A 13,222-nucleotide genomic window follows, 5' to 3' on the forward strand; every position below is an offset into this window, starting at 1 on the left:
CCGCAGCTCGATCCGCGGCGGCGTGCGAGTGCAGGCACTCATCGCGACTTGCTGTCGCGCAGGCTCCGAATCCGCGCCGGCGGCTGGAACGAATCGCTGCGCGCATCGGCCCAGTACTCCTGAAACACCGCGTGGTCGGGCACGCCGTCGCGCAGCAGTTCGCCCGGCTCGAGGTAGCGGTACAGCGAGGCCAGCGAGCGGATCTCGACCTGCGAGATGCGCCGCAGGATGTGCTCCGGCCCCAGTTGCGACGGATCGGCCAGGCCGGCGGCGCTGAGCAGTTCGCGCAGCGCCTTCAACGTATTGGCGTGGTAGTGCTCCACCCGCACCGCCTTGTCGGTGGGATCCAGGTGCTTCCAGCGGCGCTGGTCCTGGGTGGCGATGCCGGTCGGGCAGCGGTCGCTGTGGCAGCTCAGCGACTGGATGCAGCCCAGCGCGAACATGAAGCCGCGCCCGGCGTTGCACCAGTCCGCGCCCAGCGCCAGAGTGCGCGCGATGTCGAACGCGCTGGTGATCTTGCCGGCCGCGCCGAGTTTGACCCGGTCGCGGACGTCCAGCCCGACCAGGGTGTTGTGCACCAGCAGCAGCGCCTCGTGCATCGGCACGCCGACATGGTCGATGAACTCGGCCGGCGCCGCGCCGGTGCCGCCCTCGGCGCCGTCGACGACGATGAAATCCGGGTACAGCCCGCTTTCCTGCATCGCCTTGGCGATCGCGAACCACTCCCACGGATGCCCGATCGCCAGCTTGAACCCACTCGGCTTGCCGCCGGACAGCTCGCGCAGCCGGGCCACGAACTGCAGCAATTGCAGCGGCGTGGAGAACGCCGAATGCCGCGACGGCGACACACAGTCCTGGCCCATCGCCACGCCGCGGGTGGCGGCGATCTCGGCGCTGACCTTGGCCGCCGGCAGCACCCCGCCGTGGCCGGGCTTGGCGCCCTGCGACAGCTTGACCTCGATCATCTTCACCTGCGCCAGGGTGGCGTTGGCGACGAAGCGCTCCTCGCTGAAGCGCCCTTCCGCATCGCGGCAGCCGAAGTAGCCCGAGCCGATCTCCCACACCAGGTCGCCGCCGCATTCGCGGTGGTACGGCGAGATCGAACCTTCGCCGGTGTCGTGGTAGAAGCCGCCGCGGCGCGCGCCTTCGTTGAGCGCGCGGATGGCGTTGGCCGACAGCGCGCCGAAGCTCATCGCCGAGATGTTGAACACGCTGGCCGAGTACGGCTGCGCGCAGCCGGCGCCGATGGTCACGCGAAAATCGTGGTGGGCGATCTCGCTGGTCGCCAGCGAGTGGTTGATCCACTCGTAGTCGGTGGCGTAGGCGCTGCGCAGGGTGCCGAACGGCACCACGTCCATGACGTTCTTGGCGCGCTGGTAGACCAGGGCGCGCTGCTGGCGCGAGAACGGCGCCTCCTCGATATCGCTCTGCAGGAAATACTGGCGCATCTCCGGGCCGACCGATTCCAGCCCATAGCGGAAATGCGCCAGGATCGGATAGTTGCGGCGCAACGTGCTGCGCGTCTGCAGCAGGTCCCAGGTGCCGAGCAGCGCCAGGACCGCGAAGGCGGCCACGCCCCAGCCCCACAGCGGCCAGATCGCGCACAGGGCGATGGACAGCGCCAGCAGCACGCAGCTGGCGACATAGGCTAGGTAGCGGTGCATCGCGTTCCTCGCGAGATTCGGAAGGCGCGAGTGTAGGCGGTGCAGGCCGGCAATGGCGCTGGCGCCGCCTACCGCCCGCTTGGGCGGCGTACAGCTTGACGGTGTACAGCGTGCGGCGTTTTCGGTTACAGGCGGTCGTCCACCGCGGCGCGCGGCCACACCGACTTGACGTCGTAGACCACCAGGTTCGGCGTGCCCAGCGCGCGGATCTGCGCGGCGTCGAAGCCGCGGTATTCGTCGTGCGCCACCGCCAGTACCACCGCGTCGTAGCGGCCGGCGACCGGCGCCGGCAGCAGTTCCACGCCGCCATGTTCGCGCGCCAGCTGCGGCTCGGCCCAGGGGTCGCAGGCATCGACCCGCGCGCCGCTGGCGGCCAGCGCCTGCACCAGTTCCAGCGCGCGGCTGTTGCGCAGGTCCGGGCAGTTCTCCTTGAAGGTGACGCCGAGCACCAGGATCGTGGCCGCGGCCATGTTCACGCCCTTGTCCGCCAGCAGCGCCTGCACCCGCGCGGCGACGTGCGCGCCGACCCGGTTGTTGACCTGGCGCGCGGTGTGGATCAGGTCCGGGTGGTAGCCCATGCTCTCGGACTTGTGCAGCAGGTAGTACGGATCCACGCCGATGCAGTGGCCGCCGACCAGGCCGGGGCGGAACGGCAGGAAGTTCCATTTGGTACCGGCCGCTTCCAGCACGTCCTGGGTATCGATGCCGAGGCGGTCGAAGATCAGCGCCAGCTCGTTGACCAGGGCGATATTCACGTCGCGCTGGATGTTCTCCACCACCTTCGCCGCCTCGGCCACGCGGATCGACGGCGCGCGCCAGGTGCCGGCACCGATGATGCTCGCGTACAGCGCATCGACCGCGTCGGCGGCCGCGGCGCTGGAGCCGGAGGTGATCTTGCGGATGTCGGCCAGGCGCCGCTGGCGATCGCCCGGGTTGACCCGCTCGGGGCTGTAGCCGCAGTGGAAGTCTTCGTTGAAACGCAGGCCCGAGCCCTGTTCCAGCAGCGGCACGCAGACCTCTTCGGTGGTGCCCGGATACACCGTGGATTCGTAGATCACCAGGTCGCCGCGCTTGAGCACGCCGGCGAGCAGTTCGCTGGCCTGGCGCAGCGGTTGCAGGTCGGGCTGTTCGTAGGCATCGATCGGGGTCGGCACGGTGACGACATAGACGTTGCGGTCGCGCAGCGCGGCGGCATCGTCGCTGTAGCGCAGGTGCACGCCGGCGCGCAGTTCGTCCGGTTCCATTTCCAGGGTCTGGTCGTGGCCATCGCGCAGTTGCGCCACGCGTTGCGCATCGATGTCGTAGCCGAGCGTGTCGTAGCGCGCGCCGAACGCCACCGCCAGCGGCAAGCCGACATAGCCCAGGCCGATGACGCCGATGCGCAGTTGCGCGGGATCGAACACGATAGCGACGGGCATGCCGTTCCTTTCAGGGCGCCGCGGCGGCAGTGCGAGCCGGCGCCGCGGGTGGTCGCGGAAGTGCGGATGTCCGCGGCGCGGACCCACGGCCATGGTAAGCGCCGCGGCGGCGCGCTCCAAGCGGGGCCGGACGTCTTGCAAGCCGCGTTCCCGCCGCACACGCGGCATTCCGCATGTCGCGACTCTTGCCACCGCCACGACACCAGTGTGACCTGGTCTTTACGCTGCGCGTCTTAGTATATGGAAACGGTTCCGCGCAAACACCGGAACGGCCCTTGTCCCATATGCCCCCAACCCAACAGGAGAACTCGCCGTGAGCCATGCTCCGAGCTTGCTCGTGGATGTCGAAGCCGAACTGGCGCATTGGAAGATGCTGCACGGGGAAGGCAAGCTGGGCCCGCAGTCCTTCAGCGAGCATGCGCGTCTGATCAAGATGGCCTGCGACGTATTCCTGCAGTTGCCGCGCGAGTCCAATGCGGTGCGCATCCAGCGCCTGCGCCAACGCTACGACGCCGAGCATCCGTGGCCGCGCATCGCCTGGAGCGACGCCGAGGCCTTGGTGCTGGGCTGCTGGGCCAGGCTGGACGGTTCGGAGCGGCACGATATTTATCCCGATCCGACCCCTGCCCCCGCCTGACCCTGGAGACACGCATGGCCAGTACCTCCAACCGCGAGAACGCGCACAGTTCCCAGCAGCGCAGCCAGACGCCCGACAAGCTGCACAACGACGATGCGCAGTGGAAGGACCGCGACCAGCCCGACAGCGATCCCGAGCGCAATCACGCCGACCCGGAACGCGACTACCCGCGGCCGGACGGCAGCGAATAGCGCAGTAAACAAACCGCGCCGCCCTCGGTGGCGCCACCCACTCCACCCACTCAGCGCAGGCTCGACCCGCGCACGATGCAACGCCCGCTCAGCACCACCTTGCGCATCGGCAGGGTCGGTGCGTTCAGCCGTTCCAGCAGCAATGACATCGCGGTGCGGCCCATGTCCTCCACCGGCTGTTCGATCACGGTGATGCCCGGCTCGACCAGGTCGGTCCAGCTCTCGTTGTCGAAGCCGGCCAGCGCCAGATCCTGCGGAATGCGCAGGCCGGCGCCGCGCGCGGCCTTCAGCGCGCCCATCAGCAGCAGGCTGTTGCTGGCCACCAGCGCCTCGGGGCGCTCGGGCTGCGCCAGCCATGCCTGCACCTCGGCGGTCGCCGCCTCCGCGCTCGGCGCCACCTCGCGGTAGCTCGGCGCCAGGCCGTGCGCCTGCATCGCCGCCAGATAGCCGTCGCGGCGCTCGGCGGCGGTGCTGCTGGTCTTGCCGAACAGTCCGCCGATGCGGCGGAAGCCACGCTCGGCCAGGTGCTCGATCAGGCTCGCCATCGCCGCGGCGTTGTCCAGCACCACGCTGTCGTGCACCCCGGCCTTGCCGGCGCGGTCGAGCAGCACCACCGGGTAGTCGAAGTTCAACTTCGGTAGCTGGTTCTGGGTGGTGCGGGTCGGCGCGAAGATCAGGCCGCTGACCCGCTCCTCCTGCATCAGTTGCAAGTACAGCGCCTCGCGCTGCGGATCCTCGTCGGTGTTGCACAGGATCACCCGCATGCCGGCGCGATAGGCCACCTCCTCGACCGCGCCGATCGCCGCGGTGAAGAACGGGTTGCGGATGTCGGCCACGATCAGCCCGACGATCCCCGAATGCTGCGAGCGCAGCCGCCGCGCCATCAGGTTCGGCCGGTAGCCGGTCTCGCGCACCGCCGCCTCGACCCGCGCCCGCACGTCCTCGCTGACCGGCCCATGGCCCAGCGCCCGCGACACGGTCGAGGTCGAGACCCCGGCCACCCGCGCCACGTCATGAATGCTGACCGTCACTGGCAACGTTCCCGCAAAATTCCCACTGCAACCCCCTTCCAAGTGGCAAAATTCGATAGTAGCACCGGGATTTCCCGAATAAATTGTGCAGTGCACATTGACGCGGGAGTGGGAACGTTCCCACACTGCGCCCACTCGCCGCCCCAGCCCTTCGAAGGATGCCCCGCGTGACCCAGACGAATCCCCCCGTATTGGTCGCCAGCGAACTGGTCCGCGTCAACGTCCAGGTCCGCGACAAGGCCGACGCCATCGCCCAGGCCGCGCAGCTGCTGGTCGCCGCCGGCTGCGTGCCGCCGGCCTATGCGGCCAGCATGCTGCGCCGCGAGGCGCTGGCCAACACCTTCCTCGGCCACGGAGTGGCGATCCCGCACTGCACCGGCGAGGACCGCCACCTGGTCCAGCGCGACGGCATCGCGGTGCTGCAGATCCGCGACGGCGTGGAGTGGAATCCCGGCCAGACCACCCACCTGGTGGTCGCCATCGCCGCGCAGTCCGATACCCACATCACCCTGCTGCGGCGCCTGACCCGGCTGATCCAGGACCAGCCGCGGCTGGACGCGCTGTTCGCCAGCGACGACCCGCAGGCGATCGTCGACGCGCTGAGCCAGGATGCGGTCGCGGCGGCAAGCGGGAAGCCGGTCGCCGACCTCGGCGAGAGCTTCGAGTGGACCGTCGCCTACCCCACCGGCCTGCATGCGCGTCCGGCCACGCGCTGGGTGGAAACCGCGCGCGGTTTCGCCGCCAGGATCCAGGTGCGTGCCGGCGAACAAACCGGCGATGCCAAGAACCTGGTGTCGCTGCTGCAGTTGGGCCTGCATGCCGGCGACACGGTGACCATCTCGGCCGAAGGCCAGGACGCGGTTGCCGCGCTGGCGCGGCTGCGCAGCGTCATCGACGGCCTCACCGCACAGGAGAAAGCCGACGCGCAGGCCGCCGCGCAGCGCCGCGCCGCCCCGGTGACCGGCTGGACCCCGCCGCAGGCGCAGCCGGCCATCGTCGGCATCGGCGCCAGCCCCGGCCTGGCGATCGGCGTGGTGCACAAGCTGGCCGGCAACGACGGCCCGGTGCCGGACGCGCCGGTGCCGCTCAGCGACGGCGGCGCGCTGCTGCACGACGCCTTGCTGCGCACCCGCCAGCAACTGCAGGCGATCGAGGACGACACCCGGCGCCGGCTCGGCGCCGGCGACGCGGCGATCTTCCGCGCCCAGGCCGAACTGCTCAACGACACCGACCTGATCACCCTGGCCTGCCAGCTGATGGTCGAAGGCCACGGCGTGGCTTGGTCCTGGCAGCAGGCGGTCGAGCGCATGGCCAACAAGCTGTCGGCGCTGGGCAATGCGGTGCTGGCCGGACGCGCCAGCGACCTGCGCGACGTCGGCCGCCGGGTGCTGACCCAGATCGACCCGAGTCTGGCCAGCGGCAGCCTGGAACACCTGCCCGACCGCCCCTGCATCCTGCTCGCCAGCGACCTGTCGCCGTCGGACACCGCGCACCTGGACACCAGCCGCGTGCTCGGCCTGGCCACCGCGCTGGGCGGGCCGACCTCGCATACCGCGATCCTGTCGCGCACCCTGGGCCTGCCGGCGCTGGTCGCCGGCGGTGCCGACCTGCTCGACCTGGACGACGGCGCTACCGTCATCGTCGACGGCAACAGCGGCCGCCTGTACCTGGCGCCGTCGGAGGCCGACCTGGCCTCCGCCCGCGCCTACATCGAAGAACAGCGCCAGCTGCGCGAACGCGAGGCCGAGCAGCGCAACCAGCCGGCGCAGACCCAGGACGGCCACCGCGTGGAGATCGGCGCCAACGTCAACCTGCCCGAGCAGGTGCCGATGGCATTGGCGCAAGGCGCCGAAAGCGTCGGCCTGATGCGCACCGAGTTCCTGTTCCTGGAGCGCGGCAGCACGCCGAGCGAGGACGAGCAGTACGACACCTATATGGCGATGGCCAAGGCGCTGGACGGACGTTCGCTGATCGTGCGCGCGCTGGACATCGGCGGCGACAAGCAGGTCGCGCACCTGAACCTGCCGCGCGAGGACAACCCGTTCCTCGGCGTGCGCGGCGCGCGCCTGCTGCTGCGCCGCGCCGACCTGCTGCAACCGCAGCTGCGCGCGCTGTACCGCGCGGCCAGGGACGGCGCCAAGCTGGCGATCATGTTCCCGATGATCACCTCGGCGGCGGAGATCGTCGCGCTGCGCGCCGAGTGCGAACGCCTGCGCGCCGAGCTGGACGCGCCGGAAGTGCCGCTGGGGATCATGATCGAAGTGCCGGCGGCGGCGATCCAGGCCGACGCGCTGGCGCGACATGCCGACTTCTTCTCGATCGGCACCAACGACCTGACCCAGTACACGCTGGCGATCGACCGGCAGAATCCTGACCTGGCCGCCGAGGCCGACAGCCTGCACCCGGCGGTGCTGCGCCTGATCCGCACCACTGTCGAAGGCGCCGCGCGCCACGGGCGCTGGGTCGGCGTGTGCGGCGGCCTGGCCGGCGATGCGTTCGGCGCGGCACTGCTGACCGGACTGGGCGTGCACGAGCTGTCGATGACCCCCAACGACGTGCCGGCGGTGAAGGCGCGCCTACGCGGCAGCCGCCTGGATGCGCTGCAGGCATTGGCGCTGCAGGCGCTGGACTGCGAAAGCGCGGCCGACGTGCGCGCGCTGGACGGAGCCGGCGCATGAGCGTGCAGGCCGTCAGCGTCAGCCTGAACCCTGCGATCGACCTGACCGTGGCGATCGACCGGCTGCAACCCGGCCAGGTGCATCGCGCCAGCAGCGCGCATGCGATCGCCGGCGGCAAGGGCATCAACGTCGCCGCTTGCCTGGCCGATGCCGGCATCGCCACGGCCGCGCTCGGCGTGCTCGGCGCCGGCAATGCGCACCTGTTCGAAACCCTGTTCGCCGCGCGCGGCATCGACGACCGCTGCCTGCGCGTGCCCGGCGACACCCGCACCAACCTCAAGCTGGTCGCCGCCGACAGCGGCGCCACCACCGACATCAACCTGCCCGGGCTGCCGCTGGGCGCGGCCGAGCTGCAGGCGGTCGGCGCGCGTCTGGCGGAATTGCTGCGTCCGGGCCTGCCGGTGGTGCTGACCGGCAGCCTGCCGGCCGGCCTGGCCGAGGACAGCTGGCGCACGCTGCAGGCGCAGGCCGCCGTCGCCGGCGCACGGGTGCTGCTGGACACCAGCGGCGCACCGCTGCGCACCGCGCTGGCCGCGCCGCGCGCGCAGTTGCCGTTCGCGATCAAGCCCAATCGCCACGAACTGGAAGACTGGGCCGGCACGCCGCTGCACGACACCGCCGAGGTGCTGGCCGCCGCGCGCGCGCTGCTGGCCAGCGGCATCGCCCTGGTGGTGGTGTCGCTGGGCACCGACGGCGCGCTGTTCGTGCGCGGCGAGCAGGCGTTGCTGGCGCACCCTCCACAGCTGGCCGGCGGCAGCAGCGTCGGCGCCGGCGATGCGATGGTCGCCGGCCTGGTCGCCGCGATGCTGGCCGACGCCGACCTGGCGACCTGCGCGCGCCAGGCCACCGCCTTCGCCGTGGCCACGCTGGGCAGCGGCGCCGCGCGCCGGTTGCCACGCGACCAGGTCGCCGGCATCGCCGCCGCGGTGCGCATCGAGGCGCTGCAATGAACGCCTCGTCGACCCCCATGTCTTCGAACCGAATGTCATCGAACCGCACGCCGCCGCCATCGCGCGCGGCGTCCCCCTGCGTCCATCGGGAGCAAGCATGAATCCTATCTTCGTGGTGATCGTCGCCGGCGAGCGCAGCACCGAAGCCGTCCTCGCCGCCGAAGCCTTGCGCCATGCGGCCAGCGCGCGTGGCGCGGTGTTGCACGCCGAGGTGCGCACGCCGCAGGGCGTGATCGCGCCGCTGGACCTGGCCGCGGCCGGCAGCGGCTATCCGCTGCTGCTGGTCGGCGATGGCGATGCCGACGAAGCACGCTTCGCAGGCGCCGCGCCGCTGCGCGCCAGCCTGGATGCGGTGCTCAACGACGCCAGCGGCGTGCTCGCGCCGCTGCTGGCCGCGGCCGATGCCGCGCCGGCAACGGCCGCCAGCGTAGCCGCGCAGACCGGCGGCACCAAGCGCATCGTCGCCGTGACCTCCTGCCCCACCGGCATCGCCCACACCTTCATGGCCGCCGAAGGCCTGCAGCAGGCGGCCAAGACCCTGGGCCACCAGATACGGGTCGAAACGCAAGGCTCGGTCGGCGCGCAGGACACGCTCAGCGATGCCGAAATCGCCGACGCCGACCTGGTGCTGATCGCCGCCGACCGCGAAGTGGACCTGTCGCGCTTCGGCGGCAAGCGCCTGTTCAAGAGCGGCACCAAGCCGGCGATCAACGACGGCCCCGGCCTGATCCGCAAGGCGCTGGCCGAGGCTGGCGTGCACGCGGCCAGCGGCAACGGCGCAGCAACGGCGAGCAGCGAACGCGGCAAGTCGGCCGGCCCGTACAAGCACCTGATGACCGGCGTGTCGTTCATGCTGCCGTTCGTCACCGCCGGCGGCCTGCTGATCGCGCTGGCGTTCGCGCTGGGCGGCATCTACGCCTTCGACGACGCGCACAAGGGCACCCTGGCCTGGTCGCTGTTCCAGATCGGCGCCAAGGCTGGTTTCACCCTGATGGTGCCGGCGCTGGCCGGCTACATCGCCTACTCCATCGCCGACCGCCCCGGCATCGCTCCCGGCATGATCGGCGGCATGGTCGCGGCCAACCTCGGCGCCGGCTTCATCGGCGGCATCTTCGCCGGCTTCATCGCCGGCTACGGCGTGGCCGCGCTGAACCGCGCGATCAAGCTGCCGCGCACGCTGGAAGGGCTGAAGCCGGTGCTGATCCTGCCGGTGCTGGGCACCCTGCTGGTCGGCCTGACCATGCTGTACGTGGTCGGCCAGCCGGTCGCCGAGGCGCTGGCCTGGCTCACCGACTGGCTGCGCGGCATGCAGGGCAGCAGCGCGGTGCTGCTGGGCCTGCTGCTGGGCGCGATGATGGCCTTCGACATGGGCGGGCCGGTCAACAAGGCCGCCTATGCATTCTCGACTGGCCTGATCGCCAGCCAGGTGTACACGCCGATGGCCGCGGCGATGGTCGCCGGCATGACCCCGCCGCTGGGCATCGCGCTGGCCACCTGGGTGTTCCGCAACCGCTTCACCCGCGAGGAGCGCGGCACCAGCGCCGCCACTGGCGTGCTCGGCCTGGCCTTCGTCACCGAAGGCGCGATCCCGTATGCGGCGCGCGACCCGCTGCGCACCATCCCTGCACTGATGCTGGGCTCGGCGCTGGCCGGCGCGATCTCGATGGCCGCCGGCGCCGAACTGAAGGTGCCGCACGGCGGCGTGTTCGTGCTGCCGATCCCCAACGCGGTGACCCATCTGGGCATGTACCTGATCGCGCTGCTCGCCGGCACCGTGCTGACCGCGCTGGCGCTGCGCGTGCTGAAGAAGCCGGTCGCCGAATAAGTCCTGCGCCGGCGCGCCGCCGGGGGCGATGTCCCCTCCCCCGTCGCCCACGGCGACGCGCCGGCCTCCACCACACCCCAGGAGTCTCCGCCATGTCCCTCCCCCTTACCCGACGCCTGTCGCTCACCGCCCTGGCGCTCGCCCTGGCCCCGCTGGCCCACGCCCAGGACGCCAGCGACGCGTTCAAGCTCAAGCTCGCCTACACCGGCGAGGCCGCGGTCTCGCTGGACGGCGGCAAGGAACAGGGCAGCGCCTACGCCGGCCAGCTGATGCTCGGCACCGACGTCGACCTGCAGCGGCTGATGGGCTGGAACGGCGCCACGCTGAAGGTCTATGCGATCAACCGCCACGGCACCAACCTGGCCAACAGCGACATCGGCAACAGCACCTCGGTGCAGGAAATCTACGGCGGCCAGGGCACGCGCCTGGCCAACTTCACCATCGCGCAGAAGCTGTTCGACGACCGCCTGGAACTGGAGGCCGGACGCAGCGTGGCCAACATCCACTTCCTCGGCTCGGACCTGTGCGGCTACTTCCAGGGCAACTCGGCCTGCGGCAACCCGACCTTCGTGTTCCGCACCAGCAACTTCACCTACTGGCCGGTGTCCAGCTGGGCCGCGCACGCCAAGGCCTGGGTGACGCCGAACGTGTACGTGCACGTCGGCGCCTACGAGGTCAATCCGACCCAGGCCGAAGACGGCGAGCATGGCCTGAACTGGAGCAGCCGCGACCGCACCGGGGTGATCGTGCCTTACGCGGTCGGCTACAAGACCGAAGCGGCCAGCGTGCGCTTCCCGGCGATGTACGAATTGGGCGGCTGGCAGGACAACTCCGACTACAGCGACCCGCTGACCGACCGCAACGGCAACCCGGCGCGGCTCAGCGGACTGGACTACGCCACCCGCAACGGCCGCTCCGGCGCGTTCTTCCGCTTCGAGCAACAGGTCACCCGCCCCGACGCCGACAGCGCGCGCGGCCTGGTGCTGTTCGGCTCGGTGCTCAAGGGCACCTCCGGGCAACTGATCGAAGACCATTTCCTGGAGCTGGGCCTGGTCCAGCGCGGCACCTTCGCCAGCCGCGAGCAGGACAACATCGCCTTCGTCGTCACCCAGCAGCGCTACAGCGACGATGCGCTGGAAGACCTGCGCCTGGCGCGCGTCGCGGCCGGCGGCAGCGGCACCCCGCACAGTTCGCAGTACATGATGGAACTGAGCTACGGCATCCAGGTCACCCCGCAGCTGCGCATCGCGCCGAACCTGCACTACATCGTGCATCCGGACCAGTTCAACGACCCGTCGCGCACCCGCGACCTGCCGAATGCGTTGGTCGCCGGCATGCGCGTGGATTGGGCGCTGTAGGGCCGGGATTCGGGATTGGGGATTCGGGATTCGTCGCGCCTCGACGGACGCTGATGGCGGCGTTTGCAGGACGCGGCGTTTCCACAGTACTCGGGTAGCGGATCGTCACGATGCCAGGTGGCGGCGGCAGGATCGAAGCAACCGCGATAGCGAAGATCCTGCCTGGCTAATGAAGCAGCGATCCAGCGGATCTCGCGAGGCGAAGGATGGCGCTGGGACGGATGCATCGCCAGTTCCCACCAGCTGCCATGCGATGCCGATCACTGCATCGGGCCACGTCCAGACCGTGACACCAGCCTGGTGTGCCGCGAAGCGCGGCAAAGCAACATGCACCCAAACGCACGACGCCCCGGCATGCCGGGGCGTCGTGCGTTTCGTCCGTGTCACTCCGCTCGCATGCAGATACGCCAGTCCGTCGGCGCATGCGGGAACGAAATCGGTGGCCGGCGAATCGAGATCCGTTCGATTCCGTGCAAGTGCGCATCCCTGGCGCGGGAGCGATGACGTTGCCGACGGACACAGGATGCCTTGCGGCACGTGCCGATGCGATCGGCCGATACCGCGGCGTACTGTCAGAATTTCCCGACACGCGCCGATAGCGGATGGGCGCTCAGTGCGCTCGATCCGCCGCAAGCTGCCGCGCGCAGCCTCCTTGCGGCTGCCAGGCCTGGGTCAAGGTCGTCGGCGGCCGCTCGGCGTCGTGGAGAATCAGCGCAAAGCCTTGCCGAGGCACCGTGCCGATCGCCATCAGCAGCATCGGCGGCCCCGCCTCGATGGTCAGGCTGTTACCCGGGCCACGGCCGATCCGAACGCCATCGGGCGTTTCCAGGCAGGTGTCGCCGCTTACCGCGAAGAAGGCCTCCGGGCCGGAATGGACGTGCAACGGTGCCATCGTCCCCGGAGCGAAGACCGAGCGGAGGTATTCGGCCGCATAGGTCGACGCAGGCGCCACCGCGAGCGGACCGACCGCGGACACGTGCTCGCCGCCCTCGGCGCGCCATTCGGCCGGTGCCAGCGTGAACAGCCACACCGATCCGAACGCCTCCACCACGACGCTGGAAGCGCTGGCGGCGGCGTCGGCCGATGGCTTGGACGCAAAGCGATCGAGGTGCCAGTACACCGGTCCGGCAGGCAACGACGGCAGCGTCTTCCTGGCCAGCAGACAGGCCGGACCCGCCTCCTCGGCCGCGCCGCATGGGCGCGCGGTCGCCTGGGCGAACGCCGCCGAAGGCAAGGCCACCGGCGCAACCGCAAACAGCCAGAACACCAGTCCGCGCATCGCCCGCCCCTTGGCCGCAAACAGACGCGAGCGTGCGCGCTTCCGATCCCGGTTTCAATGCGCGGAACGGCGCCTTGCGCAACGCTGGACCCCGCCGCGAACGGGTCACCGGCAGGCGCCGCGGCGCTTCTCGTCCTCCCCTCGCGGCGCCGGCCGCATCGCGCTGCCGCGCAACGGTCACCGCCGCTACA

At 70.6% G+C, this 13,222-nt stretch carries 10 protein-coding genes; 6 read left to right on the forward strand and 4 right to left on the reverse strand.

Annotated elements, in window-relative coordinates; all coding sequences use genetic code 11:
- Positions 1–38 precede the first annotated feature (38 nt).
- The gene (locus tag HEP73_RS13000; protein ID WP_185820304.1) at positions 39–1,664 is read right to left on the reverse strand and encodes an FMN-binding glutamate synthase family protein; all 1,626 of its coding nucleotides are present in this window, start codon (positions 1,662–1,664) and stop codon (positions 39–41) included.
- Between the two features lie 125 nt (positions 1,665–1,789).
- A complete protein-coding gene (locus HEP73_RS13005; protein ID WP_185820305.1) occupies positions 1,790–3,082 on the reverse strand; it encodes a nucleotide sugar dehydrogenase in 1,293 nt (430 codons plus the stop codon).
- Positions 3,083–3,395: 313 nt separating this feature from the next.
- Between HEP73_RS13005 and HEP73_RS13010 the strand changes: the two genes are divergently transcribed.
- On the forward strand, positions 3,396–3,719 hold the full coding sequence (locus HEP73_RS13010) for a transposase (RefSeq protein ID WP_185820306.1): 324 nt from the start codon (positions 3,396–3,398) through the stop codon (positions 3,717–3,719).
- A 14-nt stretch (positions 3,720–3,733) separates the two neighbouring features.
- Complete coding sequence (locus HEP73_RS13015; protein ID WP_185820307.1) at positions 3,734–3,910, forward strand: hypothetical protein; 177 nt, start codon at positions 3,734–3,736, stop codon at positions 3,908–3,910.
- A 50-nt stretch (positions 3,911–3,960) separates the two neighbouring features.
- Here HEP73_RS13015 and HEP73_RS13020 read toward each other — a convergent pair whose 3' ends face one another.
- Positions 3,961–4,941: a LacI family DNA-binding transcriptional regulator gene (locus HEP73_RS13020; RefSeq protein ID WP_185820308.1), complete on the reverse strand. Its 981-nt coding sequence runs from the start codon at positions 4,939–4,941 to the stop codon at positions 3,961–3,963.
- 158 nt (positions 4,942–5,099) lie between these two features.
- Between HEP73_RS13020 and ptsP the strand changes: the two genes are divergently transcribed.
- The 4 genes from ptsP (at position 5,100) to HEP73_RS13040 (ending at position 11,752) form a co-directional block, all read left to right on the forward strand.
- Positions 5,100–7,619, forward strand: a complete 2,520-nt coding sequence (gene ptsP / locus HEP73_RS13025; RefSeq protein ID WP_185820309.1) for a phosphoenolpyruvate--protein phosphotransferase — start codon at positions 5,100–5,102, stop codon at positions 7,617–7,619.
- Positions 7,616–8,569, forward strand: coding sequence for a 1-phosphofructokinase family hexose kinase (locus HEP73_RS13030; protein ID WP_185820310.1), 954 nt, complete (start codon positions 7,616–7,618; stop codon positions 8,567–8,569). The genes ptsP and HEP73_RS13030 overlap by 4 nt, the downstream gene beginning before the upstream one ends.
- A 97-nt stretch (positions 8,570–8,666) precedes the next feature.
- Positions 8,667–10,394, forward strand: coding sequence for a PTS fructose transporter subunit IIC (locus HEP73_RS13035; RefSeq protein WP_185820311.1), 1,728 nt, complete (start codon positions 8,667–8,669; stop codon positions 10,392–10,394).
- 92 nt (positions 10,395–10,486) lie between these two features.
- Positions 10,487–11,752: a carbohydrate porin gene (locus HEP73_RS13040; protein WP_185820312.1), complete on the forward strand. Its 1,266-nt coding sequence runs from the start codon at positions 10,487–10,489 to the stop codon at positions 11,750–11,752.
- 610 nt (positions 11,753–12,362) lie between these two features.
- On the opposite strand, the gene HEP73_RS13045 is transcribed toward HEP73_RS13040, so the two are convergent.
- Positions 12,363–13,031 (reverse strand): cupin domain-containing protein, encoded by a 669-nt coding sequence (locus tag HEP73_RS13045; RefSeq protein ID WP_185820313.1) that lies wholly within the window; start codon positions 13,029–13,031, stop codon positions 12,363–12,365.
- Positions 13,032–13,222 lie beyond the last annotated feature (191 nt).

Source organism: Xanthomonas sp. GW (assembly GCF_014236815.1).
In the GTDB taxonomy this organism is placed as follows: domain Bacteria; phylum Pseudomonadota; class Gammaproteobacteria; order Xanthomonadales; family Xanthomonadaceae; genus Xanthomonas_A.